We start from the raw sequence: 25,522 nt of genomic DNA on the forward strand, positions 1-25,522 counted from the left end.
CAAAGCCGCCCCCGGCGGCGCGCCGGGGGTTTGTCTCCCCGCGCGCCCCCCCCTTTATCTTGGCCCCCCCCCCCCTTATCGGGGGCGCTCGACAGCGGCGATACCACCAGCGCCATGCCGAGCCCCATCAATGCCATCAGCGGGAATACCCCGATCCAGAAATTGTGGATGCCCCAATAGGCCAGCAAGGCAAGTCCGGCAAAGGCAAGAGCCACAACCAGACTGCCGCTGGCGATCGGAAAGCGAGGCCCGATGCGGTCGGACCACTGGCCGACCGGTCCGGACAACACTGCGATCAATGCCGAAAGCGGCAAGAAGATGAAACCGACCTCGGCCGCGCTCAGCCCCCATCCGGCGATCATGAGCATCGGCAGATAGAACAGATTGGCCGACAGCGCAAAATAAAGGAAGAAGGTAGCCACATTGGCGCCCGCGAACGCGCCGATCCGAAACAACGACAGATCGATCATCGGCTCGCGCCGCCGGCGCTCGAAGACGATGAACACGACGAGCAAAACCGCACCGGCGGCAATACTCGGGCCGGACATCAGCCCCTCCCCGTCGCCACTGATCGAGGTCAGACCGTAAGCGAGAGCTCCGAACGCCAATATGGCGAGTGCAGCGCCGCCGAGATCGAGGCTGCGCTTTTCCACCGGCGCGTCGGCAGGGACCTTGGCCAGCAGAAGATAGACCGAGATAAGGCCGAGCGGCAGATTGATGGCGAAGATCGCCCGCCAGATGCCGTCGCCGAACGCCGACAGCACGAAGCCGCCCAGCACCGGGCCGAGCGCCGTCGTCAGTGCTGATGCTGCGGCCCAGATGCCGATCGCCCGGCCGCGTTCCTTTTTCGGATAGGCTTTGGCGATAATGGCCAGGCTGCCCGGCACCATGATGGCCGCTCCGACACCCTGGATAGCCCGAAACGCAATAAGCCCCGCCGGGTTAGGCGCCAGCGCGCAGGCAAGCGAGGCGGCAATGAACAGGACGATGCCGGCGACGAAGGAGTGGCGCAGGCCGAAGCGATCGCCGGCGGCGCCGCCGACGAGAATGAGGGCTGAGAGTGTCAATGCGTAGGCATTGGAAATCCATTGTGCCTCGGCGAGGCTGGCGCCGAGGTCGACGCGGATCGCCGGCGTCGCAATGGCCAGGACCGACCCGTCGATGAAGCCGAGCGCAGAAGCCAGGATCGCGGCGATCAGCACGAACCGCCGCTGCGCCTGCGGACAGAACGTATCGGCGGGAAGTGAGCCGGTCAGGGGAACGGCGCCGGTACCGACTTTGGTTGGCGTGTGCATGCCGCCTTACCTAGATCGCCGGCGCGCCGGCGACAACCGGCCAGCAGACTGTTCTCGTTGAAACCAGGTCCAACCTGGCCACACAGGCAGGATCACGCCGCTCAGGGTGCAAACGGCAAGTGCCGTGCTAAGCTTCTCGCAGCGCTACAGACAAGGGGGAAATACCGTATGAAACGGCCGCTCGAACCCTCGGCGGAAGGACGCGGGCGCGTCGTCGGCATCACCGACGGCGTGTTCGCCATCGCGCTCACCCTGATCGTCCTCGAGATCAGGGTGCCGGCGCATGAAACGGTGCATTCCGAACGCGAGTTGATCACAGCGATCACAGCACTGGCGCCGCGCTTCCTGACCTATGCGCTCAGCTTCCTGACGCTGACCATCTTCTGGTTCGGCCAGCAGGCGCAACACGGGCTGATTGCAAAATCCGACCGGCGGCTTGCCACGCTGAACCTCTGCTTCCTCGGCTTCATCGCCTTGCTGCCGTTCTCGACCGACCTTCTCGCCGACTTCCTCGAATTCAGGACTGCGGTGCTCGCCTACTGGTTCAATCTTTTGATGCTCGGACTGACGCTGCTCGCCAGTTGGCGCTACGCGGACAAAAACGGATTTCTGGCCGAAGGTGTCGACGCGGAGACCACCCGAACGGTCTATCTGCGCATCGTCAAGGCACAGATCCTGTGGGCCGTCGGCGCTGCACTTTGCCTGATCAGCCCGTTGCTCAGCGTCGGCTTCATCCTGGTGGTGCAGCTGATCTATGCCGCAGCGCCGCGCGCGCCACTGCTGCGCAAGGTCATCGGGTGATTCGGGCGCGCGGGCGTTGCGCTTTAGTCGACGAACTCCACGATAACGCCGGGCGTCACGATCTTGGCAAGCTCGCGCGCGTCCCAATTGGTCAGCCGCACGCAGCCATGGCTTTCGGTCTTGCCGATCTTGGACGGATCCGGCGTGCCGTGGATGCCGTAGGTCGGCTTGTCCAGCGCAATCCAGACCGAGCCGACCGGGCCGTTCGGCCCCGGCGGGATGGTCAGGATCCTGTCGTTTTCGCCCTGCTTGAAATTGATGTTCGGGTTGTAGGTGTAGTTCGGGTCCAATGCGACACGCGACACCGCATGCGTGCCGGACGGCGACGGCGTGTCGGACGAGCCGATAGTCGCCGGATAGGCTGCGACCAGCTTGCCCGCCGCGTCATAGGCGCGGACCTGCTTATTGGACTTGTCGGCGATGATGCGCGCCACCGGCGTCGCCGCCAGCCTGCCGAAATTGGCGACCTTGATGATGGTGCCCGGACGATTGAAATTGGCGTCCGGATTGAGCTTGTTCAGATAGGTTTCATCCATATGGAAGCGCTCGGCCAGCGCTTCGGGTACCGACGTGTAGCCCATCCGATCGAGCTGGGCCTTTTGGCTGTAGTCCTCCGGTATCGAGGCGACATAGGGACCGGCCGCATCCTCGGGCGTGATCGTGTAGGAGGCGAAGGCATCGCCACCGGATTGCGCCAGGGCGGCCTGGATACCGACCGCGTCGGTGGATTTCAGATTGCTGCCGGTGATTTCGTTATAGGCGGCAAGTGCCTTGTCGACATTCGAGCCGAAGCGTCCGTCGATGACGCCGGGCGAAGAACCGGCACGGTCGAGCAGCACCTGCAGTGCCGCCACGTCCTCGCGGGCGCCGAGCGCAAGCGACGGGTCGACCGCCGTCTTGCCGCCAGTGCTTGGCGGCGGGGCTGTGTCTGGCGGTAAGGCGACCTGCTCGTTCGGCACCGTCGGCTCGATCGGCTCGATCGAGGCCTCGTTGAGCGGCTGGCGCTCGATGGTGCGCGGCTTTACCGGCTGCGCTGCCTCCGGATAACCGTTGCCGTAGCCGTCATCCCGTGGCGCTTCGGGGAAGGCTTCCACCGAATTGTCGCCATAGGGGTCGTACTCGTCAGCCGGCGGTATGATGACCCTGCCCTCGTCTTCCATCTGCCTGCGGCGGAACCGCGCCGTGTCCTCAGGGTCGTCGAGATAATAGGGGTCGTCCTCGACCGGTCCGAGGTTGCGCAAGCGCTCGCGGCGCAAGGCACGGCGGTCGAGCCTGGTCTGCGGCGGCTGGATGGCGATAACCTTGCCGGTCTCCGCATCGACGATGACGCGGTTTCCCCTGGCGTCGTAATAGATGTCGAGATTGCCGTTCTGGGCAATCAGAACGCCGCCGCCATTGGCGGCACGAACCACCCGTGGCGCGGTATCCACTATTGGCGAGGCCATCGCATTCGACGCCAGCAGCCCGGCAGCAAGCGCTGAAAGGGTGAAGATGGTGCGCAACATGATGGCCAAATTCTCCGGTCCGTAATTGCCGCCGCCGGCATTGTCTCTTCAAAGCGCCGCACGTCTTTTTCGACGCGCAAAGGACGCTCTAACGCTTTAAATCTCCGCATCGTGCTTTGCGAAAATCAAAACTCGATTTCGGGCTGATGTGGTAGGCGAACCCCTTCGCCAGCAAATCAGTTGCCAACGATAAGGTTCCAATATGAACCGGGCATGAAGATGGCGGATTTCTGACCGATTAACCGGCAGCGAGTCCCAATTCCTTGCGCGCCTGCCTCGTCAGCTTCAGCACGACAAGACGGTGGCTTTCGCGCAGGTAATCCTTCAGCGCGCCATCATCCATGCTTTCGCCGGTCTGGCGCTGGATCCATTTCATGCCGCGTGAGGCAAGATAGGGCGCCGGCCGAAGGCCCGGCTGCTCCCTCAGCACGTCATAGGCGATGTCGGAGCATTTGAAGGTAACGAACGGCTCCTTGCCCTCACTCCAGCCGCCGATCGCGAAGACCTTGCCGCCGACCTTCCAGACATGGGCGCCGCCCCACTGCACGACGTGGGTCGTCGAAGGCAGCGAGGCGCAGAAACTATTGTAGTCGTCCAATGTCATCTGCGCCCCACCAAGTGTTAGACAATGAACCGAAGGCCGGCGTAACAAAAGGGTATGCCGGTTTTTCGGAAAGGATCATGGTCGAGATTGAAGATAGGAATTCCATCCCGATTCGATCGGGATGGAACAGGCTCCTGGCTTGAGCTCAGGCGGCTGCCTCGGTTGCCACGACCGCGGGCTTCGAGCGGAAGTTCAAGCGGTCGGAGCCGGCGGTGACCTTGACGGTCGAGCCGTCGAGGATCTCGCCGAGCAGGATCTTTTCCGCCAGCGGGTCCTGCAATTCCTTCTGCATCACCCGCTTCAGCGGCCGCGCGCCATAGGCAGGGTCATAGCCCTTGGCCGCCAGCCAATCGATCGCCTCCTGATCGAGCGAAAGCGCGATCTTGCGGTCGACAAGCAGGTTTTCCAGGCGCTTGAGCTGGATCTCGACGATACGACCCATATCCTGCCGGCGCAGCCGGTGGAACAGGATTACCTCGTCGATGCGGTTGAGGAATTCCGGCCGGAACGAAGCCCTGACGACATTCATCACCTCGTCGCGCACGACGTCGACATCCTGGTCCTCGCCGAGATTGACCAGATATTCGCCGCCGAGATTGGACGTCATGATGATCAGCGTATTGCGGAAGTCGACCGTGCGGCCCTGCCCGTCGGTCAGCCGGCCGTCGTCCAGCACCTGCAGCAGCACGTTGAAGACATCAGGATGTGCCTTCTCGATCTCGTCGAACAGCACGACCTGATAGGGCCGGCGCCGTATCGCTTCGGTCAGCGCGCCGCCTTCCTCGTAGCCGACATAGCCGGGAGGCGCGCCGATCAGCCGGGCGACCGAATGCTTCTCCATGAACTCCGACATGTCGATGCGCACCATCGCGCTCTCGTCGTCGAACAGGAAGCTGGCCAGCGCCTTCGTCAGTTCGGTCTTGCCGACGCCCGTCGGCCCGAGGAACATGAACGAGCCGAGCGGCCGGTTCGGGTCCTGCAGGCCGGCGCGCGCACGGCGCACCGCTTTCGACACTGCCTGCACCGCCTCGCCCTGGCCGACGACGCGCTTGCCGACCTCGTCTTCCATGCGCAACAGCTTGTCGCGCTCGCCTTCCAGCATCTTGTCGACCGGGATCCCCGTCCAGCGCGAGACGATATGGGCGACGTGATCGGGGCCGACCACTTCTTCGACCATGCCGGCCTTGCCATCCCTGGCTTCGGCCTGCTTCAGCTGCTTTTCGAGTTCCGGGATCTTGCCGTAAGCAAGTTCGCCGGCGCGCTGGAATTCACCTTGGCGCTGGGCGATGGCAAGTTCGTTGCGCGCCTCGTCGAGCTGTTTCTTGAGGTCGGCGGCAAGCCCGAGCTTCTGCTTCTCGGCCTGCCATTTCGAGGTCAGCTCGGTCGATTCCTCCTCGAGGTTCGAGAGTTCCTTCTCGAGCCGCGCGAGCCGGTCCTTCGAGGCATCGTCCTTCTCGACCTTCAGCGCCTCGCGCTCGATCTTGAGCTGCATGATGCGGCGGTCGATCTCGTCCAGCGCCTCGGGCTTCGAATCGACCTGCATGCGGAGCCGCGACGCGGCCTCGTCGACCAGGTCGATCGCCTTGTCCGGCAGGAAGCGGTCAGCGATGTAGCGGTTGGACAGGGTTGCGGCCGCGACCAGTGCCGAATCCGAGATGCGCACCTTGTGGTGCTGCTCGTATTTCTCTTTCAGGCCGCGCAGGATCGAGACAGTGTCTTCGACCGTCGGCTCATTGACGAAGACCGGCTGGAAGCGGCGGGCAAGGGCCGCATCCTTCTCGACATGCTTGCGGTATTCGTCGAGCGTGGTTGCGCCGACACAATGCAGTTCGCCGCGGGCGAGCGCCGGCTTCAGCAGATTCGACGCGTCCATGGCGCCATCCGCCTTGCCGGCACCGACAAGCGTGTGCATCTCGTCGATGAACAGAATGATGCCGCCGGCGGCAGACGTGACTTCGGAAAGCACCGCCTTCAGCCGCTCCTCGAACTCGCCGCGGTATTTGGCGCCGGCGATCAGCGACCCCATGTCGAGGGCCATCAGCTGCTTGTCCTTGAGCGATTCCGGCACATCGCCATTGACGATGCGCAGCGCCAGCCCTTCGGCGATCGCCGTCTTGCCGACGCCGGGTTCGCCGATCAGCACTGGGTTGTTCTTGGTGCGGCGCGACAGCACCTGGATGGTGCGGCGGATTTCGTCGTCGCGGCCGATGACCGGATCGAGCTTGCCCGCGCGGGCGTCCGCCGTCAGGTCGCGCGCGTATTTCTTCAGCGCGTCGTAGCCCTGCTCGGCGCTCGCCGAATCGGCAGTGCGACCTTTGCGTACGTCGTTGATGACCTGGTTCAGCGCCTGCGGCGTGACACCCGCCTTGGACAGGATGTCGGCGGTCTTGGCCGATTTTTCCATGGCCAGCGCCTGCAATAGCCGTTCGACGGTAACGAAGCTGTCACTGGCCTTCTTGGCCAGTTCCTCGGCGGTCGAAAACACCTTTGCCAGCGGCTGCGCCAGATAGAGCTGGCCATTGCCGCCCTCGACCTTGGGCATTGCCTCCAGTGCCGTTTCGACGCCGAGCTTGACGTCACGGACATTGCCGCCGGCGCGCTCGATCAGCGACGCAGCCAGGCCCTCGTCGTCATCGACAAGGACCTTGAGGATATGCTCGGGGGTGAATTGCTGGTGATTGCGGGAAAGCGCCATGGTTTGTGCGGACTGGATAAAGCCGCGCACGCGCTCGGAATATTTTTCAAGATTCATGCCTGTCTCCTTCCGTCACCGGCCCGCTTCGCGGCACCGGATCAGATTGCGGTGACGGACCCGCCCGTTCGAGCCGGATCCTGTTCACGCAAGATATGGGACGCAAACCACGGACCCTCAAGACGCCTCGACACTGGCGAATGCATAATATTCCGAGCGCGCAAAGCAAAAACGGCGGAGATTTCTCTCCGCCGCCTGGGGTAAAGGATGCGCTAAGATCGACTGAACGTTTTTCCGATCAATTCTCGACGTCGGCAATAATAGGTTGACCGCCTGCGTCTTCAGCCGGCGCTGCATCGACCTTGCCAGTCTCGGCACTGTCAGGGACGGCATTGTCGTTGCCGCCATTTGCCTGTTCGACATCGAGCCGCGGACGGCGCGGACGCCTGGGGCGGCGTGCCGGGCTGTTTTCGGCCGCGGCTTCGTTGAGCTCGGCCTGGGCGGCGAGACCCGCTGGCGAAAGGTTTTCGAATTGCGGTGCGGGCTCGCTCACAAAGACCGGCTCAGCGGCCGGCACGGGCTCCGCCTGCGCCGGCGTCTCGTCGCGCCGTGGCTGTTCGACGCGTTGGCCACCCTGCTGCTCGCCGCGCGCGCCATACTCGCCGCGCTGGCCGTTCTGGCCGTAACCGCCATTGGGGCGACGGTCGCGGTGGCGTCCGCCATTGTTGTCGCGGCCGTCACGGTTGTCGCGGCCGCCCCGATTGTCGCGGCTGTTTTCCTGGTTCAGCGCCAGCTCGGCCGGCGTGCCATCGATGACCGGCTGCGGGCCGGCCCCGTGATTGGCCGAAGCCGATGCCTCGTTGGCATTGTTGTTGCCGGCATTGTCGAACTCGTCGCGATCCTCGTCGCCGTCATCGTCGAAATCGTCGCGATTCTGCTGGGCGTTCTGGATCGGCATCTGCGCCTGAGCGGCTGCGATGATGCGGTTATAGTGCTCTGCATGCTGGAGATAGTTTTCCGCCATCACCCGGTCGCCGGAGCTTTGCGCGTCACGGGCAAGGGTTGCGTACTTCTCGGCAATCTGCTGAGCCGATCCGCGGATCTTCACGTCCGGGCCGTTGCTCTCGTAGTTGCGCGTCAGGGGATTAGGCCCCTTACGGTTGTTGTTGTTATTGTTGTTGCCGCCGCCGCCATTGTTGTTGCGACCGCGCATGCGCCTGTTTTGCTGTTGTGGCCTCATTAGACTCTCTTCACTTTGAAATTTTCGAAAAACTCTTCACGAACGGAGGCGCTCATGCGGCCAGCCGTTTCGTTCCTTCACCGGCGTTCGCCCGCATCAATTGCGTTGGCGCCACGTGCCATCCTGTTCCGGTTACTTCACTTGCCGGACGATTCCCGCACGAAGCTTGGGCGTCGTTTGCGCAAGAAGGCAGCTATTTCCAAGGAAAACCGAATCGCTAAGAGCACTGCCTGCTTCGTCTCATCCGGTTAAGGCGACCCTAGCCGCATTCCCCGGTATTGCCAAGCGCTTTTTTCGCACTGCATCACGGCTTCCACCGTTCGAACACAAGAACTCTGTCGTTTCCGCCGAGATCACGAAACACCCCGACCGAACGGTACCCGGCCGCGGAGAATATCTCCGTAACCTGTTGGTGCTGCGTATGGCCGATCTCGACCGCAATCCTGCCTTGGAGTTCCAAATACGCTGCCGCTCCCGCGGCGATCTTCCTGTAGGGGCTCAGACCGTCCACGCCGCCATCGAGGGCCTGGCGTGGATCGAAACCGCGGACCTCGTCCTGCAGATTTCCAATGTCGTCTGAGGGTATATAGGGAGGGTTTGCGACAATTACATGGTACCGGCCAGAAACTTTTTCAAACCAGTCGGATTTGAGTGGCGTGAACCGGCCGGCGAGCCCCAATTCCCCGGCATTACGCATGGCTGTGGCCAGCGCCTCCTGCGAAATGTCAACGCCGGTGGCGGTCGCGGCCGGAACGGCGCTGAGCAGCGCCAGCGCGATGGCACCGGTACCGGTCCCTAGATCGAGGATGCGGCAGTCGCCCTCGCTTGCCGCCATTGCCTTGACGAAGGGCAGTATAGCCTCGACCAGCGTTTCGGTATCCGGCCGCGGCTCCAGCGTTTGCGGCGAAAGCGACAGGCGCAAGCCGTAGAATTCGCGATAACCGAGGATGCGGTGCACCGGTTCGCCGGCGATGCGCCGCCGCAAGGCGGCTTCGATTACCGCCGTCACGTCCGCATCGACAGCGCGCCCGGGATCGGCGATGGCCTGCGTGCGACTGGTGCCGGAAAAATGCTCGACGATCAGCCTGGCATCGAGCGCCGGATCCGCGATCCCGGCTGCGGTGAGCCGGTTTCGCGCCTCCCGCAGCAGCGGCGCCAGCGTGGCGGGCAGGCTGTCAGCCATCGATGCCGATATCGGCGAGCAGCTTCGACTGGTGATCGGCGATCAGCGCGTCGATGATCTCGTCGAGTTCGCCCATCATCACCCGGTCGAGCTTATAGAGCGTCAGGTTGATACGATGATCGGTGACGCGACCCTGCGGAAAATTATAGGTGCGGATGCGTTCCGAGCGGTCGCCCGAGCCGACCTGCGACTTGCGCGATTCGGAACGTTCCTCGTCCGCCTTGCTGCGCTCGAGGTCGTAGAGCCTGGCGCGCAGGATCTGCATGGCCTTCGCCCGGTTCTGGTGCTGCGACTTTTCCGCCTGCACCACCATAATGCCGGTCGGCAGATGGGTGATGCGCACGGCCGAATCGGTGGTGTTGACGTGCTGGCCGCCGGAACCCGAGGCGCGCATCGTGTCAATGCGGATGTCATCGGCCCTGATGTCGATGTCGACCTCTTCGGCTTCCGGCAGCACCGCGACCGTCGCCGCCGAGGTATGAATGCGTCCGCCCGCTTCGGTCGTCGGCACGCGCTGCACCCGGTGCACGCCGGATTCGAACTTCAGATGGGCAAAGACGCCCTTGCCCGAAACGGTGGCGATGATTTCCTTGTAGCCGCCGACCTCACCCTCGCTGGCCGACACCGTCTCGAAACGCCAGCCATGCGCCGCGGCATAGCGCTCGTACATGCGAAACAGGTCGCCGGCGAAAAGCGCCGCCTCGTCGCCGCCGGTGCCGGCGCGGATCTCGAGGATGGCGTTCTTGTCGTCGGCGGCATCCTTGGGCAACAGCAGGATTTGGATGTCCTTCTGCAGCGCCTCGATGTGATGCTTGACCCCTGGCAGGTCGGCCTCGGCCAAGGCCCGCATCTCGGCGTCGGTGCCCTTGTCGGCGAGCATCGCCTCCAGATCGGCCTGTTCGCGCTCGGCGGCGCGCAGCGCCCTGATCTTTGCCACCATCTCCTGGATATCGGCATATTCGGAGGCCATCCTGACATAGGCGTCCGGCGCTGGCCCGGCCGACATCTGCGCTTCGAGCATGTCGAAACGCTTGACGACTTGATCCATACGGTCGCGGGGCAGGTTGATCATGGCGAAGTCTATAGCGGTATAGAGCGGTCGTCGGCAAAGGCTTGCAGCAGCGCCCGCATCGGCAGGCCATGCGCCGGCGCCATCAGATTGTCGTCGAAGAACGCTTCCAACTCGCTGAGCGGCAGTTCCGTCAGCATCGCCTTGACCGGGCCGATCGATGCCGGCGACATCGAGATCGAGCGGTAGCCAAGGCCGATCAGCGCCATCGCCGAGATCGGCTTGCCGGCAAGTTCGCCGCACAAGGTCACCGGCGTCTGGTTGCGAGCCCCGGCATCGGCAATTTGCTTCAAAACACGCAGGAACGGCGTCGACAGCGGGTCGAAGCGGTCGGACAATTGGGTATTGCCACGGTCCACCGCCATGACGAACTGGAACAGGTCGTTCGAGCCGACCGAGACGAAATCGACCGCCTTCATCAGTTCGTCGAGCTGGAACAGCAACGACGGCACCTCCAGCATCGCCCCAAGCTTCAGGCTGGTCGGCAAATGATGGGCAAAGCGCGACAGATGCCGCACCTCGCGATCGATGATCTCGCGCGCCTGCGCGATCTCGCCGAGTTCCGTCACCATTGGCAGCATCAGCTTCAGTTCGCGCCCGCCGCACGCCTTGAGCAGCGCGCGGATCTGGGTGCGCAGCAATCCAGGCCGGTCGAGCGTCAGGCGGATGGCCCGCCAGCCGAGCGCCGGATTTTCCTCCTGGATCGAGCCCTTGAAATAGGGCAGCACCTTGTCGCCGCCAATATCGATGGTGCGGAACGTCACCGGCTTGTCGCGCGCCGCCTCGAGCACGTCACGGTACAAGCGCTCCTGGGCTTCCGCGCGCGGAAAGGTCGAGGCGACCATGAATTGCAGCTCGGTGCGGAACAGGCCGATGCCGGCCGCGCCCGCTTCGGCCAGTTGCGGCAGGTCGACCGCCAGCCCGGCATTCATCAGAAGGTCGACCTGGACACCGTCCTTGGTCACCGACGGCTTCTTGCGCAGCTCGCGGTAGACCTCCTGCCGGCGCGCCCGGAAACGCACTTTCTCGGCATAGGCCGCCTCGAGGTCGGGCTGCGGGCGCAGATGGATCGCGCCTTCCTCGCCGTCGACGATGATGGCATCGCCGTTTTCCGCCATGGAAACGGCGCCCTTCATCTGGCCGGCGACCGGTATGCCCATGGCCCGCGCCACGATGACGACATGGCTGGTCGCGGCGCCGTCCTCCAGCACCACCCCGCGCAGCTTGTCCCTGGGATAATCGAGCAGCTCCGCAGCACCCATCGAGCGGGCGACGATGATGGCGTCCTTGGGCAGCGAGGCCGCGACGTCCTCCGGTCCGCGCCCCATCAGCTGCCGCAGCAGCCGATTGGCGAGATCGTCGAAATCGCTCATCCGTTCGCGCAGATACGGATCGGTCATGTGCAGCATGCGGGCACGCATGTCGCTCTGCACCTTTTCGACCGCCGCTTCGGCCGTCAGGCCGTTGCGGATCGCCTCCTCGAGCCGGCGCACCCAGCCGCGGTCGTTGGCGAACATGCGATAGGCTTCGAGCACCTGGCGATGCTCGCCCTCGAAGGCGACGTCGCGGCGCTCCAGCATGTCGTCGATGGAGAGCCTGAGCGAGCCGAGCGACGCGTCGAGCCGCCTGACCTCTTCCTCGCTGTCCTCGTTGAAAAGATTGGTGACGACGATGCGCGGCTCGTGCAGCACCACATGGCCGAGACCGACGCCTTCGTTGAAGGACAGGCCGGTAAAGCTTACCGGGCGGCGCAGATCGAGCTCGAGGCCGGGCCTTGTCAGCCGCTCCAGATCGCCGGTGGCGATCATCTCGGCGATCACCATCGCCGTTGTTTCCAGCGCCTCGACCTCGTCGTCGCGATAATGGCGCATGGTCTTGTTCTGCACGACCAGGACGCCGAGTGTCCGCCCTGCCCGCAGCACCGGCACGCCGAGGAAGGAATTGTATATCTCTTCCCCTGTCTCCGGCAGGTAGGCGAAGGCAGGATGCTCCTGCGCATTGGAGAGGTTGAGCGGCCGCGCCGAGGCCGCGATCGTGCCGACCAGACCTTGGCCCAGCCTGAGCTGCGCCAGGTGGACGGCGTTCGGGTTCAGGCCTTCGGTGGCGTAGAGTTCGAGCACCGAATCGGCGCGCAGCACATAGAGCGAGCAGACCTCGGCAACCATGTTGGAGGCGATGTCGCGCACGATTCGGTCAAGCCGCTCCTGCGGCTCCAGCGGCTCTTGCATGAGCTCGCGGAGCCGTTTCAGCAAAACGCGCGGGCCACTGGCCGAATCACGCATCGCGGCTTCTTCCTCCAATAGCATTTCAACCGGTGCAGGTTGCCCTGCACAGCGGCACAAACGCAACAACTCAATTAGAGCGCCATCGTCCAATTGGACGCATAAAGACCGCTCCAAGATTTTCGATCCGCTGCATCCTGCCTTCCGAAAATCGATTCCGATTTTCGGGCCGATGCAGTCTGCTACTGCTTATCCAGACCGTACACGGAATGCAAAGTGCGAACTGCTAGTTCCGTATAGGGACCGTCGATCAGGATCGAAATCTTGATTTCGGACGTCGTGATGGCGCGGATGTTGATCGCGCGGTCGGCCAGCGCCTTGAAGGCGGTAGCGGCGACGCCGGCATGGCTGCGCATGCCGATGCCGATGACCGACACCTTCGACATGCCGGCTTCCGACTGCACCACGTCGTAGCCGATCGTCGCCTTCAGCCGCTCGAGCACGGCGAGCGCCTTGTCGACGTCGCCGGATGGCACGGTGAAGGTCATGTCAGTGAACTTGCCGTCCTCGGAAATGTTCTGGACGATCATGTCGACGTTGATGTTGGCCTCGGCCAGCGGCCCGAAAATGCCGGCGGCGACGCCCGGCCGGTCGCCGACACGGCGCAGCGAAATCTGCGCTTCGTCCTTGGCATAGGCAATTCCGGTGACGACCTGCTGTTCCACGATCTCTTCCTCGTCGCAAATAAGCGTTCCCGGCGGATTGAGCAAATCCCCCATTCCGGGTGCATCGGGATCGTCGAAGGACGACCGCACGAAAGTACGCACCCTGTGCACCATGGCAAGCTCGACCGAGCGCACCTGCAGGACCTTGGCGCCGAGCGAGGCCATTTCGAGCATTTCCTCGAACGAAATCTTGGCCAGCCGCCGCGCCTTCGGCTCGATGCGCGGATCGGTCGTGTAGACCCCGTCGACATCGGTGTAGATATCGCAGCGGTCGGCCTTGACCGCTGCCGCGATGGCGACAGCGCTGGTATCGGAACCGCCGCGGCCGAGCGTTGCGATCCGGTTGTCCGGCCCGATGCCTTGGAAACCGGCGACCACCGCCACCTGGCCTTCGCCGAAGCGCTTGATCAGGAATCCGCCGTCGATATCGAGAATGCGCGCCGCGCCATGCGCGTTGTCGGTCTTGATCGGGATCTGCCAGCCTTGCCAGGAGCGGGCATGCACGCCGATATTCTGCAGCGCGATCGCCAGCAAGCCGGCAGTGACCTGCTCGCCGGACGCGACTACGGCGTCATATTCACGCGCATCGTGCATCGGCGAGGCCTCGCGGGTCCATTGCACAAGCTCGTTGGTCTTGCCGGACATCGCCGAGACCACGACGGCGACCTCATGGCCGGCGTCGACCTCGCGTTTGACATGACGCGCCACATTGCGGATGCGGGCGATGTCGGCGACGGAGGTTCCGCCGAATTTCATCACGATGCGCGCCATAGAAGCGAAATGCCTTTGACTGGATGCCGGACCGAAGGCCGAAAAGCGGAAAAATGCGCCGAGCTGTGGCCGGGCGCTCAATGCGCGGCCTCCTTAGCCAAATGATCGCGGTTTCGCAAGGCGGTGAGGATTCCGTCGCCTTGCCCCGTCCATCAACCAGATTTCAAGCCACGCTCTTGGTGAGTTTTGGCTTTTGCTGCTCGACACGGGCGAGACCCGCTCCGGCGATGACGCGGTCACGGCCCTCAGCCTTTGCCTGATACAAAGCGCGATCCGCGGCATTGACGATCTCCGCCCATGAGGCGCCGAGCTCCGGGAAGGCGGCGACCCCGAACGACGCGGTGATGGTGCCGAGCGTGCGGCCGCGATGCGTGACATGCAGCTGCTTAATCGCCTTGCGCAACGCTTCGGCGCGATCGGCGCCATCGGCCAGTGACGTTCCCGGCATCATCAAGGCAAATTCCTCGCCGCCGTAGCGCGAAACCACGTCGCTTTCCCTGACATGGTCGACCAGCGTGGCGGCCACCTGCTTGAGGACGAGATCCCCCGCTTCGTGGCCGAACGTATCGTTGAACTGCTTGAAATGATCGACGTCGAGCATGATCAACGTCAGCGGCTGCTCGGCACGTTCCAGGCGCCTGAGCTCGCGGCTGCTGGTCTCCTCGAGGTAGCGGCGATTGTAGAGCCCTGTATTCGGGTCGCGGATCGATTGTTGCCGCAGCGTTTCGCGCAGGCGCAGATTGGCAAGCGCCAGCGCCAGCGTATCGACGACGCCGCGCAGTATCTGCTGCCGTTCGGCAAGCCAATCCGGCTTGTCAACGGCATTCGGCTCGCACAGATGCAGGATGCCAAGCGTCTCTCCCTGCGCTGCTAGAGGCATGCAGACATAGCCGCGACCGCCATTTTCGGTGATGTGGTTGCAGCGCGGCGTCAGCATGCCTGGACCGGCGACGTGCTCCTGGCCGCGCCGCAGCGCCCAACAATCTTCCGGTCCGAACTGGCCGACGCTCGACCGGATGGTGCCCCAATGCGCCATCTCCTCCACCAGGTTGCGCGACGCACTGGTCAGATGAACGGTTCCGCTCAATCCGCCGAAGAAATCAGGCATGGCGGAGCCGACGACGGAAAATGCCTCGTGAAAAGTGACGCAGGCCTGAAGCAGTTCGCCGAGCTTGACCAGGCGGGTCGTGGCCTCCGATGTCTCTTTCAGTTCACGATTGAGCCTCGCCAGTTCTTCGGCACGATCGTGCACCGCCCGCTCGGCACTGCGCAGGTCGCTGATATCGCTGAGCGTCAGCACGATGCCGCCATCGGCGCGGTTGAGCGGATTGCAGCTGACGACCACGGGCAAGGAGGTCCCATCCGGCTTTGCCAGCCTCACCTCATTCTGGTGGCGGCGGCCGGTGGTCATGGCCAGTTCGACCGGAGATGTTCCCGACGCGGGCTTGTCTCCCGACGGCCCCCTGATATCCAGGGCCGACTGCCAGTCCTGCCCCACGACCTTGTCGCTGCGCCGCCCGATGATCTCGGCTGCCGCCGGATTGACGGACACGACCTGACCCTTGCCGTCGATGACGGCGATGCCTTCGGCAACGGTCTGGACGATGTCTTCGATGTAGGCTTTCTGATCGACAAGTTGAGCGCGCGAGGCTTCGATTTCGGAGGCCATAGTGTCGAACCCTTGCGCCAACTGTCCGAACTCGTCATCGGAGGTGCGGCCGATACGGGCCCCAGCGTCGCCGCGCGCCAGCGATTCGATGCCGCGGTTGAGACCAGCAAGGCCTTTACTGAAGCCTCGCAACAACAGGAAGGCGGAGGCCGCCGCGATCAGCACGGCTGCCGCGGTACACAGGCCCACAAGCCACAGCATATCATTCGTGCGCTGCTGTGCGGCACGCAGCAGCGGCGTATACTCGAACAGGACGGCGCCGACGATCTTGCCGGGTGCATCCTCGATCGGCACCGCAACCAGGTCAATCGGATCGGCCACGTCGGCACTGGCCTCGACGAAGTTGCGCGGCACGCCGTCGTCAATCGTCCGGGCGATTTCATTGCCGGGATCGTAGTCGAACGTCGTGCCGATATTTTGCTCTTCTCCCGGAACGTCGGCGAAAATAACCTTGTTTTTGTCTACGATGACGAGATCGCGTTTCGAGCGGCCGTGCTGCAAAGTCACGAATTCGCGGAGCGCATCGGGTCTCTCGAATAATGAACGCGGCGCGTCCGATGCCCTGAAGGCAATAGTTTCGGCCAACTGCCGTGCGACGCTTGTCGCCTCGGCCAGCGCCACGGATTTGGTCAGCGATATCTGCGAGACGATCGCAACGCCGCCAACCAGGCCGATCAAGGCCACGGCGCTGAACAATGTCGCGACTATCTGGGTTCTTATGCGCACCGGGCTGCCCTACTCGGACAGCAATCTAAATGCCAAACACTGACCCAACGTTAAGAAACCGCCAATATCGTAAATTTGCCGTTAAGCCACACCGGCCAGTTGCACTCCCAACGCGGGCGGTTCAGCCCGTCCGCACGATGGCCTGCCACAGGCGCGGATAATCGAGGACGAAACCGAGCGACGAGACCTCCAGTGTCTCGTGGTAGCCGAACATCGGGGCGGCATAGGCGTAATGTGCAGCATCGACGCGCTGATAGGTTTGCTCGAGGCGAACGAGCCTGAGTTCGGGAAATGTCAGATAGGCTGCCGGCGCGGGCGTCGCCATACCGACATCGAGGGCAAAACGGCGAAGCGCCAAAAGGTTTGTGGCGGGCGTGAAGCCGAGATCGACATCGATGAGACCGTCGACTTCCGCTTGATGCTCGCCGTTCAGCGTCCATTGGCGCTCGGTCAGCCGGTCGATCCTGTAATGCAGCTGTTGCGTGCCGAGAAAGCCGTCGGCGCGCGCCGATCGTGTATGCCAATCGGCGTCGCAGTCCGCCTCGTAGGCGATGCTGCACGGCTCGCCGTCCTGGACGAAAAGCGCGTGTCCCCTGAGGTTCCACCCGGAACTCGCTTCCGACAGAAGGCAAGCGTCGTGGCCTTCCTGGTCAAGCCGGCGCCAAAGAATGGAAGCAACCGCTCGCATCATTGCGCACTCCTCCGAACCCGATGTCTCTGCTTCGTCCGCCAAAGCCTAGGCGTTTCCTTCCGGCACACCATCAACTGACACGTGCTGACACAAATGCAGCCGGCAAAAGGCGGCGCCGGAAGGCATCGCGCGCATCGCACCGCCGGCGGTGAATTTCGCGCCTTGACATTCGCAGCCTCGCGCCCGACTTCCTAGCGTCCGAGGAGACCACGCCATGCCAGAGCCCCGACGATCGACGATCGATGCCGGAGAGGTGGAACGCTTTTCCGCCCTTGCCGCCGAATGGTGGAACCCGAACGGCAAGTTCCGCCCGTTGCACAAGTTCAACCCGATCCGGCTTGCCTATATCCGCGACCAGGTGGCGGCCCGCTTCGGCCGCGATCCGCGTGCGGCACGGCCGTTCGAAGGCCTGCGCTTCCTTGACATCGGCTGCGGCGGCGGGCTTTTGTGCGAGCCGATGGCGCGGCTTGGCGCCGAAGTGATCGGCGCCGATGCCTCCGCCACCAACATTGAAGTGGCCAAGCTGCATGCGGCGGAAGTCGGCGTGAGCGTGGATTATCGCGCCACGACCGCGGAAGACCTTGCCGATGCCGGCGAAAAATTCGACGTCATCCTCAACATGGAAGTGGTCGAGCATGTCGCCAATGTCGATCTGTTTCTGGCCAAATGCGGCGAGATGGTCAAGCCCGGCGGCATCATGTTCGTCGCCACCATCAACCGCACGCTGAAGGCCCTGGGCCTGGCCATCATCGGCGCCGAATATGTGCTGCGTTGGCTGCCACGCGGCACCCACCAGTTCGGCAAGCTGGTGCGCCCCGAGGAACTGGAAAAGGCGCTTGCCGGCGCCGGTCTGACCGTCATCGACCGCACCGGCGTCACCTACAACCCGCTCGCCGACCGCTGGCAGCGCTCGAAGGACATGGACGTCAACTACATGGTGCTGGCGGAGAAGGCATCCGTCTGAAGCTTACGCCTTCTGGCCCCTATGGCCTCTGGCTTTGCGCCTTGGTGGTGATGAACACGCCGGCGGTGATGATGACGGCACCGGCCCAGGTCAGCAGTTGATAGCGCTCGCCGAGGAAGAGGGTCCCGGCAAACAGCCCGACCGCCGCCGCGACGTAGCCGATCTGGCTGAGATAGACCGGGCCGCCGACCGCTTGCAGGCGGAAGAAGAAGGCGAACATCGCCGAGGCTGATGCCACCTGTGCCGCGGCGACCAGCGGCACGCCGCCGAGCGAGCCGAATGCATTGCCGCCAAGCAGGACCAGAATGCCGGCAAACAGCATCAAGGCTGCTGCCAGATGGCTGCCGACGGCGAGCTCGATCGGGCCGGTGCCTTCGGGCCAGTCGACGGTACGGTAAATGTTGCCGGCGGCGAGGCTGACCGGGATGAGCAGGCCCATCGCAACCCAGAAAAATTCGGCCGGCTGGCCCGCTTCGCCGCGCGTCACCGCCACCATGACTGCGCCGACGAAACCGACGACTATGCCGACGATGCCCAGCATGGTCGGGCGCCTGACGCCGAGCAGCATCGAGAACACCAGCGTGACGACCGGCGACAGCGTGAACATGATGCCGCTGTAGCCGGCGCCCAGATGCGGAATGGCTGAAAACATCAGCAGATTGGGGATTGCATATGAGACGGCCGCGGTGACGAAGAAATAGCGCAACCTGTGCGGCGTAAGCCGCATGCGCTTCCCGTTGAGCAGCAATGCGCACAAAAGCACGCCGCCGGCACCAAGCGAGATGACGAAGGCCCAGACCATGGCGGCCACGCCGGCCGCCGTCGCGATCTTGCCGAACGGCAGCGTCAGGCCGAGCAGTCCACCGGTGACGACCAGAAGGCCAAGCGCCGAGTCCCAGAGAAATTTCATCGCACCGTCCCGTCGTCCGTTCGCGGCACTTGGCCAATATCGCAAGCTGAGGTAAGATAAGGTAAAGATTCTTCACGTCAAGATACATAACGGTGAGAGACATGGATCGCGCAGCAAAAGCGATCGGGCAATGGAAAAAGGAACGGCCGGATCTCGATGTCTCGCCGATGGCCGTGCTCGGACGGTTGAACGAGGCCGCCTCGCTGATCGCACGAGAGCGGCTGGCGCCGCTGTTTGCAAGTTACGGGCTGCAATCCGGAGAATTCGATGTGCTGGCGACGCTGCGTCGTTCCGGGCCGCCATACGCGCTGACGCCGACGGCTCTCTACGAGGCGACGATGGTAACGTCGGGCGCGATGACCAACCGCCTCGATCGGCTCGAGAAATCCGGTCTGATCAAGCGCGGGCCGCACCCCGACGATCGCCGCGGCATTGTCGTGCAACTGACTAAAAAGGGTCTGGCGTTGATTGACGAGGCGGTTACCGCTCACGTCGCCAACGAGCACCAGATACTTTCTGGGTTAGCACGCCCGGAGCAGATCATGCTCGCACGCCTGCTCGAAAAATTGATAGCGAGCCTGAACTAACCCAAACGGCAACCACTGGGACTCTGCGATCATTGATTGGGAGTCGTAACTGCCAGGGGAGTTTGCCGATGACAGAACATGCAGTCGTGATTGCCGGAGGAGGTCCGACGGGCCTGACCCTGGCAGGCGAGTTGGCGTTGGCAGGCATCGACGTAGCCATTGTCGAACGCCGCCCGAACCAGGAGCTTGCCGGTTCGCGTGCTGGAGGTCTGAGTTCACGCACTCTCGAAGTTTTCGATCAGCGCGGCATCGCGGACCGGTTCCTCGCCGAAGGACAAATAGCCCAAGTCACGGGATTCGCGGCGATGCGTTTAGACATCAGCGATTTTCCGACCCGCCACAACTACGGGCTGGCGCTGAGACAGAAACACTTTGAGCGCATTCTCGCTGGATGGGTCAGCGAGCTGGCAGTGCCGATCTATCGCGCCCGTGAATTGATGTGTTTCGTGCAGGACGACGCCGGCGTCACCATCGAACTGTCCGATGGTGCGTCGCTGCGGGCAAGCTATCTCGTCGGGTGTGATGGAGGCCGCAGTCTGGTCCGCAAAGCTGCTGGCATTGAGTTTCGAGGATGGGATGCGACGACCAGCAGCATCCTCGCCGAGGCCGAGATGGCGGAGGAGCCGCCACTGGGCATTCATCGCACCGCACTTGGCATCCATGCCTTCGGCAGGGAAGAGTACGAAATTCGTGACGGCAAGGTCGTCTTTGCCGGTAAAGGTCCCATAGGCGTCATGGTCACTGAAAAGAATGTCGGCGCCACGACCGAACCCACGCTGCGCGATCTCCGCGAAGCGCTCGTCGCCGCATGCGGAACAGATTACGGAATCCATAGCCCAACCTGGATTTCCAGGTTCACGGACATGTCGCGGCAGGCGGCGGCTTACCGCAAGGGCCGGGTTCTCCTAGCGGGCGATGCCGCCCATGTGCATTCCCCGGTGGGCGGACAAGGCCTCAATATCGGTGTGCAGGATGCGGTGAACCTCGGTTGGAAGTTGGCCCAAGTGGTGAAAGGAACATCGCCTGAACGCTTGCTCGACACTTATCACATCGAGCGGCATCCGGTTGCGGCCCGCGTGTTGCGTACGACAATGGCACAGGTCGCATTGCAACGTACTGATGATCGCACTGAAGCCTTGCGTGAAATCGTATCAGAGCTCCTTAGGATGGAGGAGCCTCGCAAACGGATCGCTGCCGAGATGTCCGGACTTGGTATCCATTACGACCTCGGCCAGGCGCATCCGCTGGTCGGCCGCCGCATGCCCGACCTCGACCTGGCCACGCCTGATGGTCCCATGCGCGTATTTGCGCTCCTCCAAAATGCGCGGCCAGTGCTCTTGAATCTCGACGCGCCGGGCAGCCTCGACATCAAGCCGTGGTCAGACCGCATTAAGTTGGTTTACGCCAAATGCGACGATCCATGGGAGTTGCCTGCGCTAGGTTTGGTCTCCGCTGCCGCAGTTTTAATCCGACCCGACGGATATGTTGCTTGGGTAGGCGACAGGACGCAGGATGGTCTTCAAGACGCGATGAACACCTGGTTCGGACCACCGGGCTAAAAACCGCAAAAACCAGTTAGCTCGAATGGTCAAACGGCTACGGACGGCAAAAACTCAGATCCTGGTCGCCGAGCCTCGTTTGGGCCGGCGAACAGCTCTGATCTTGCCGCTGTTTCCGCCGCCACAGAAAAACTGGTCGCCGCCATCGGATTCGAGCCCCGACACGCCTGTTCCCGGCGGCATATCGAGCTTCTCAAGGACCTTTCCCGTTTCAGGATCGATCCGTCTGACATCGCTTTCCTCACCCTCCCAGGTGCCATGCCACAGCTCGCCGTCGACCCAGCTGACGCCGGTGACGACGCGGTTGGAAACGATGGTGCGAAGAATTGCCCCTGTCTCGGGATCGACCTGATGAATCTTTCGGCCCCGATGCTGCCCGACCCAGAGTGTTCCTTCGGCCCAGGCGAGCCCGGAATCACCGCCATTGCCGGGCGCCGGGATCGTCGCCAGCACCTGGCCATTCTTCGGATCGATCTTCTGGATGCGATCCTCGGCGATCTGATAGAGGTGCTGGCCGTCGAAGGCCGTTCCGGCGTGTGCCGCGACGTCGATCGAGCGCACCACTTTGCCGCTCGCCGGATCGAAGGCGTTCAATCTGTCGCCTGAGGCAAACCAGACATGCTCACCGTCGAAGGTAACGCCGTCCACGTGGTCGACACCCGGAAAGGGTCCATATTCTCGAAGGATTTCGGCTGCGGATCGTTCCATAATTCCATCCTAGTAGCCCGGCAGTGGGCCGGGGAGTAACAAGATTGTCGGGAAACCCGTCAGCGGCGGGGTCATCCAGCGACGCGCCCGTCCGCGGCCGAACGACTGCACCTTGCCGGCCTGGGCGAGCTGCTCGAGCGCTCGCTGCACGGTACGCGAACTGGCTCCAAGCGCAATCGCCAGGGCCGAACTCGACCAAGACTCGCCGTCCGCGAGGAAGGCGAGCACGGCGGCATGCTCTTCTTCGACGGGTGGCGCCAGCACGACGACCTCACCTGCGCGGCGCGGGGCCAGCGCAAAGCCCCGCTTCGTCGCGCTCACATCCGCCAAGCTCCGAAGCTCCGCGCGAAGCCGCCCGACTTCGACGCGCAATCGTGCGCGATGTGATTCGTCCGCGTCCTTTCCGCGGAAAGCGCGCGCAATGAGCGTCGCTCTTGCCACGTCCCCCGGCCAGGCTTCGGCCAGCGCGCGGGCCAGCGCGAACAGCACCGGGCGGGTCGCCAGCGAGACGACGGTGTCTGCGACACGCACGACATTGCGGCATGCATCCACCACGAGCGCCCCCGACGCCAGGAGCGCTTCGACTTCATCGAGCAGGAGGGGCCGTTCCCCGCCACGCGCGACAAGGCGCGCGGCCGGCGTGTCCAGCACCAGCGATGCGCTCTCCACCTCCGCGATCAGCGCGGGGATGCCCGCCGCCCGCGCCGCCCGCGCCGCCAGCCCGAGCGCGGCGCGCGCAGGACCGGTCCGCAAGCGGCGGATGGCGATGCCGGCGACAGCCAGCTCGTGGGCGGCCCGCGATGCCGGCGGCAGCGGCGACGGATCGAAGCCGTCCAGCCTGCGCTCGGCTTCGTCGAGATGGCCGATCAGCAGCAGGCGCCGAACGTCGAGGTTGCGCGCATGCGCGGCGTTGACGCGGTCGCCATGCTTTTCAAGCGTCGCCCGTGCGGCGTCGAGTGCCTTGGCCGGCCAGGTAAGGTCGCGCGAGACGAGCGCGATCTCGGCCTCGGCGACGATACACCGCGCGCGGGCCACGGCCTCCCTCGGGCTGAATGCGCGCGCCGCCCTCTTGAGGAGAACCTTCGCCCTATTCAGGTCGCCAAGCTGCGCCATCGCGATACCGCGCAACGCCAGCGCCGGCGCATCGTCGCGCAGCGCAACCCGCTTCAAGGCGCCGAGCGGATCGCCCGTCGCCAGCGCATGCGCCGCGGCCGTGATCAGCGAGTCCATCGGAATCCCGTCACACTTGTCACTCCCATGGCTTCGACGTCCGGCGCTAAGTCCATCTCACCAACCAGTCGTATCGACAACGGCGACTGTAGCCAACCTGAGTTGCGGCGCGCCAACGCTCGAACACAACGATAAGCATTAGGAGAGACGCAATGAAGATCGAAGGTACAACCATCCTGGTGACTGGAGCCAATCGGGGCATCGGTCGGGCACTGGTCGAGGAAGCCCTGAGCAGAGGCGTAAAGCGCGTCTATGCCGCAACCCGCCAACCGATGGCTCATCCGGACCGGCGTGTGACCTCCCTGACCATGGATGTGACCAACGCTGCGCAGATCCGGGAAGCCGTCGAGAAGATCGATGCTCTCGATATCCTCATCAACAACGCCGGCGTATCGCCCATCGATGACCTCAGCGACCGTCGTGTGCTCGAACAACAGCTCGCCGTAAACCTCTTCGGCTCGTACGACGTTACCCAGGCTCTGCTGCCGTTGCTGGCCCGGTCGCGGGGAGCCATCGTCAACATTCTGTCGCTGGCCTCGATTGCCGCCGTGCCGTTCAGTCCGGCCTACTCGGTCTCGAAGGCGGCCTCGTTCTCGCTGTCGCAGTCGTTGCGCACCCTTTTGGCCGGACGGGGTGTCAGCGTGCACAGGGTCCTTCCCGGCCCGGTGGACACGGACATGACACGGGGCCTGGACATCGCGAAAGCCTCTCCGGAGTCTGTCGCGCGGGCGATCCTGGACGGCGTGGAGAACGGCGAAGAGGAAATCTTCCCCGATCCCATGTCGGAATCCCTGGCGGAAGGCTGGCGCAGCAGTGCAGTCAAGGCGCTTGAACGCCAGTTTGCAGCCTATGCGGAAGCAACTCCGTCAAGTGGTGGGCATGAAAGAAGCAGCGAAACGATTGCCCGCGAGCCCCATCCTTGCTGCTCGGCCTGAAACTGCGGACGCTTGTGCAGGGGGCGGCAGCATGGCTCCACGACGCAGCCGGTCGCCTGTCACCGACGACGGCGCCGACCTTCAGATCATGGCTCTGCCTGGCGGAGAGATGCCTCGCTATGTCTGGAGCAAGTTGACGGATCAGTTGCGGTCGTCGGGGAAGCTTGGAATAGGCATGAACTCGACACCGTCTTCGGCGAGGCTCTTGGCCTCGTCCAGCGTCGCCTCGCCATAGATACCGCGCGGATCGCTTTCGCCGAAATGGATCTTGCGCGCTTCCTCGGCGAATTTGTCGCCGACATAGTCGGCATTCTCGCGCACCTTGTCGGCCAGCGCCTTGAGCTGCGCCAGCGCCTGCTTCTGCGCCTCGCCCATGGCCAGCGCGATGCTTTCGCGCTTGCGCCCGGTGGAGACGGCAGGCGCCATCAGCGCCTTGTCGACCTTGTGCGAGCCGCAGGCCGGGCAATCGACGAAACCGCGCCTCTTCTGGGTGTCGAAATCGTCGTTGCTGCGGAACCAGGCCTCGAACTCGTGCTCGTGCTCGCAGATCAGGGAAAAGCGGATCAAGAGGCGGCACCCCTGAGCGGCATTGCCTCCGCCGAACCGGCGTTTACGGCAAAATCGCGTGCGTTTTTGAGATTCGGTATCTTTTTGCGCGCGGCGACTGACTGCGCCGGGTCGATCTCGGCGACGATCACCGCCGGCTCGTCATGCGCAGCTTCGGCGACGATGCGGCCCCAGGGATCGACGATCAGCGAATGGCCATAGGTTTCGCGGCCGTCCTCGTGCACGCCGCCTTGCGCGGCCGCAACCACATAGGCGCCGTTCTCGATAGCGCGCGCCCTGAGCAGCACATGCCAATGCGCTTCGCCGGTCTGGCGGGTGAAGGCGGCGGGCACCGTAAGCAGATCGGCGCCGGCCAGCGCCTCGGCACGGAACAGCTGCGGAAAGCGCAGATCGTAGCAGACGGCAAAGCCGAGCTTCGCGCCATTGACTTCGGCGACGACGGCCTCGGTGCCAGGCTCATAGGCGGCGGATTCGCGCCAGCTCTCGCCATTGTCGAGATCGACGTCGAACATGTGGATCTTGTCGTAGGTGGCAATCCTGGCGCCGTCCGGCCCGAACAGAAGGGCGCGGTTGGCAAGCTTGCCGTCGGCGCGCAGAATGGCGGTCGAGCCGATATGCAGGAAAATGCCGAGCTCGCTGGCCAGCCGCCGCGACGTCGAGACGACGATGTCCTTGTCTTCGGAGGTGAAGGAAGCGGCCCGCGCCTGGCTGTCGCGGATCAGCGCGCCGGTCATTTCCGGCGTCTGGATATAGGTCGCGCCAAGGCCTGCTGCCTCGCGCACCAGCCGTTCCAGATCGACCGCATTGCGCTCCGGGCTGGTTCCCGAACGCATCTGGATCGCCGCCGCCTTGAAACCACCCATCGTCAT

At 63.7% G+C, this 25,522-nt stretch carries 21 protein-coding genes; 5 read left to right on the forward strand and 16 right to left on the reverse strand.

Annotated features, from left to right (window positions below; genetic code table 11):
• On the reverse strand, positions 1 to 1,295 hold a 1,295-nt coding region (locus NKH67_RS00005), incomplete at its 3' end, for an MFS transporter (RefSeq protein ID WP_353030118.1).
• Positions 1,296 to 1,463: 168 nt separating this feature from the next.
• Here NKH67_RS00005 and NKH67_RS00010 point away from each other — a divergent pair.
• Positions 1,464 to 2,096, forward strand: coding sequence for a TMEM175 family protein (locus NKH67_RS00010; protein WP_352471308.1), 633 nt, complete (start codon positions 1,464 to 1,466; stop codon positions 2,094 to 2,096).
• 23 nt (positions 2,097 to 2,119) lie between these two features.
• Here the strand turns inward: NKH67_RS00010 and NKH67_RS00015 are convergent, their stop codons facing one another.
• The 10 genes from NKH67_RS00015 to NKH67_RS00060 form a co-directional block, all read right to left on the reverse strand.
• Positions 2,120 to 3,601 carry a L,D-transpeptidase family protein gene (locus NKH67_RS00015; protein ID WP_352503224.1) on the reverse strand — a complete coding sequence of 494 codons (1,482 nt, stop codon included), beginning with the start codon at positions 3,599 to 3,601 and terminating at the stop codon, positions 2,120 to 2,122.
• A 238-nt stretch (positions 3,602 to 3,839) separates the two neighbouring features.
• Complete coding sequence (locus NKH67_RS00020; RefSeq protein ID WP_352503223.1) at positions 3,840 to 4,205, reverse strand: MmcQ/YjbR family DNA-binding protein; 366 nt, start codon at positions 4,203 to 4,205, stop codon at positions 3,840 to 3,842.
• Positions 4,206 to 4,350: 145 nt separating this feature from the next.
• Positions 4,351 to 6,957 (reverse strand): ATP-dependent chaperone ClpB, encoded by a 2,607-nt coding sequence (clpB, locus tag NKH67_RS00025; protein ID WP_352503222.1) that lies wholly within the window; start codon positions 6,955 to 6,957, stop codon positions 4,351 to 4,353.
• A gap of 238 nt (positions 6,958 to 7,195) precedes the next feature.
• On the reverse strand, positions 7,196 to 8,137 hold the full coding sequence (locus tag NKH67_RS00030; protein ID WP_352503221.1) for a DUF4167 domain-containing protein: 942 nt from the start codon (positions 8,135 to 8,137) through the stop codon (positions 7,196 to 7,198).
• A 304-nt stretch (positions 8,138 to 8,441) separates the two neighbouring features.
• Entirely contained in the window at positions 8,442 to 9,320 is an 879-nt protein-coding gene (gene prmC, locus NKH67_RS00035; RefSeq protein WP_352503220.1) for a peptide chain release factor N(5)-glutamine methyltransferase, read from the reverse strand.
• Positions 9,313 to 10,392: a peptide chain release factor 1 gene (prfA, locus tag NKH67_RS00040; RefSeq protein ID WP_352453082.1), complete on the reverse strand. Its 1,080-nt coding sequence runs from the start codon at positions 10,390 to 10,392 to the stop codon at positions 9,313 to 9,315. The genes prmC and prfA overlap by 8 nt, the downstream gene beginning before the upstream one ends.
• 8 nt (positions 10,393 to 10,400) lie before the next feature.
• Positions 10,401 to 12,671, reverse strand: coding sequence for a phosphoenolpyruvate--protein phosphotransferase (gene ptsP / locus NKH67_RS00045; RefSeq protein ID WP_352503219.1), 2,271 nt, complete (start codon positions 12,669 to 12,671; stop codon positions 10,401 to 10,403).
• A gap of 182 nt (positions 12,672 to 12,853) precedes the next feature.
• Positions 12,854 to 14,107 carry an aspartate kinase gene (locus tag NKH67_RS00050; RefSeq protein WP_352471486.1) on the reverse strand — a complete coding sequence of 418 codons (1,254 nt, stop codon included), beginning with the start codon at positions 14,105 to 14,107 and terminating at the stop codon, positions 12,854 to 12,856.
• Positions 14,108 to 14,270: 163 nt separating this feature from the next.
• On the reverse strand, positions 14,271 to 16,502 hold the full coding sequence (locus tag NKH67_RS00055) for a sensor domain-containing diguanylate cyclase (protein WP_353030122.1): 2,232 nt from the start codon (positions 16,500 to 16,502) through the stop codon (positions 14,271 to 14,273).
• A 121-nt stretch (positions 16,503 to 16,623) separates the two neighbouring features.
• The gene (locus NKH67_RS00060) at positions 16,624 to 17,193 is read right to left on the reverse strand and encodes a putative glycolipid-binding domain-containing protein (RefSeq protein ID WP_352503217.1); all 570 of its coding nucleotides are present in this window, start codon (positions 17,191 to 17,193) and stop codon (positions 16,624 to 16,626) included.
• A gap of 214 nt (positions 17,194 to 17,407) precedes the next feature.
• Here NKH67_RS00060 and ubiG point away from each other — a divergent pair, with 214 nt between their 5' ends.
• Positions 17,408 to 18,157, forward strand: a complete 750-nt coding sequence (gene ubiG, locus NKH67_RS00065) for a bifunctional 2-polyprenyl-6-hydroxyphenol methylase/3-demethylubiquinol 3-O-methyltransferase UbiG (protein ID WP_352503216.1) — start codon at positions 17,408 to 17,410, stop codon at positions 18,155 to 18,157.
• Between the two features lie 19 nt (positions 18,158 to 18,176).
• On the opposite strand, the gene NKH67_RS00070 is transcribed toward ubiG, so the two are convergent.
• The gene (locus NKH67_RS00070; RefSeq protein ID WP_352503215.1) at positions 18,177 to 19,067 is read right to left on the reverse strand and encodes a DMT family transporter; all 891 of its coding nucleotides are present in this window, start codon (positions 19,065 to 19,067) and stop codon (positions 18,177 to 18,179) included.
• A gap of 101 nt (positions 19,068 to 19,168) precedes the next feature.
• Between NKH67_RS00070 and NKH67_RS00075 the strand changes: the two genes are divergently transcribed.
• Together NKH67_RS00075 and NKH67_RS00080 are read left to right on the forward strand one after the other, a co-directional pair.
• Positions 19,169 to 19,654 (forward strand): MarR family winged helix-turn-helix transcriptional regulator, encoded by a 486-nt coding sequence (locus NKH67_RS00075; protein ID WP_352471319.1) that lies wholly within the window; start codon positions 19,169 to 19,171, stop codon positions 19,652 to 19,654.
• 68 nt (positions 19,655 to 19,722) lie between these two features.
• The gene (locus tag NKH67_RS00080) at positions 19,723 to 21,213 is read left to right on the forward strand and encodes an FAD-dependent monooxygenase (RefSeq protein ID WP_353030125.1); all 1,491 of its coding nucleotides are present in this window, start codon (positions 19,723 to 19,725) and stop codon (positions 21,211 to 21,213) included.
• 54 nt (positions 21,214 to 21,267) lie between these two features.
• Here NKH67_RS00080 and NKH67_RS00085 read toward each other — a convergent pair whose 3' ends face one another.
• Both NKH67_RS00085 and NKH67_RS00090 read right to left on the reverse strand, forming a co-directional pair.
• Positions 21,268 to 21,921, reverse strand: a complete 654-nt coding sequence (locus NKH67_RS00085; RefSeq protein ID WP_352471321.1) for a Vgb family protein — start codon at positions 21,919 to 21,921, stop codon at positions 21,268 to 21,270.
• 9 nt (positions 21,922 to 21,930) lie between these two features.
• Positions 21,931 to 23,151 (reverse strand): helix-turn-helix domain-containing protein, encoded by a 1,221-nt coding sequence (locus NKH67_RS00090; protein ID WP_352503213.1) that lies wholly within the window; start codon positions 23,149 to 23,151, stop codon positions 21,931 to 21,933.
• A 152-nt stretch (positions 23,152 to 23,303) separates the two neighbouring features.
• Between NKH67_RS00090 and NKH67_RS00095 the strand changes: the two genes are divergently transcribed.
• Positions 23,304 to 24,086, forward strand: coding sequence for an SDR family NAD(P)-dependent oxidoreductase (locus tag NKH67_RS00095; protein ID WP_352503212.1), 783 nt, complete (start codon positions 23,304 to 23,306; stop codon positions 24,084 to 24,086).
• Between the two features lie 141 nt (positions 24,087 to 24,227).
• On the opposite strand, the gene NKH67_RS00100 is transcribed toward NKH67_RS00095, so the two are convergent.
• Complete coding sequence (locus NKH67_RS00100) at positions 24,228 to 24,653, reverse strand: DUF1178 family protein (RefSeq protein ID WP_352471325.1); 426 nt, start codon at positions 24,651 to 24,653, stop codon at positions 24,228 to 24,230.
• The gene (locus tag NKH67_RS00105) at positions 24,650 to 25,516 is read right to left on the reverse strand and encodes a carbon-nitrogen hydrolase family protein (protein WP_352503211.1); all 867 of its coding nucleotides are present in this window, start codon (positions 25,514 to 25,516) and stop codon (positions 24,650 to 24,652) included. The genes NKH67_RS00100 and NKH67_RS00105 overlap by 4 nt, the downstream gene beginning before the upstream one ends.
• Between the last annotated feature and the right edge of the window lie 6 nt (positions 25,517 to 25,522).

The organism is Mesorhizobium sp. M0968 (genome assembly GCF_040319065.1).
In the GTDB taxonomy this organism is placed as follows: domain Bacteria; phylum Pseudomonadota; class Alphaproteobacteria; order Rhizobiales; family Rhizobiaceae; genus Mesorhizobium.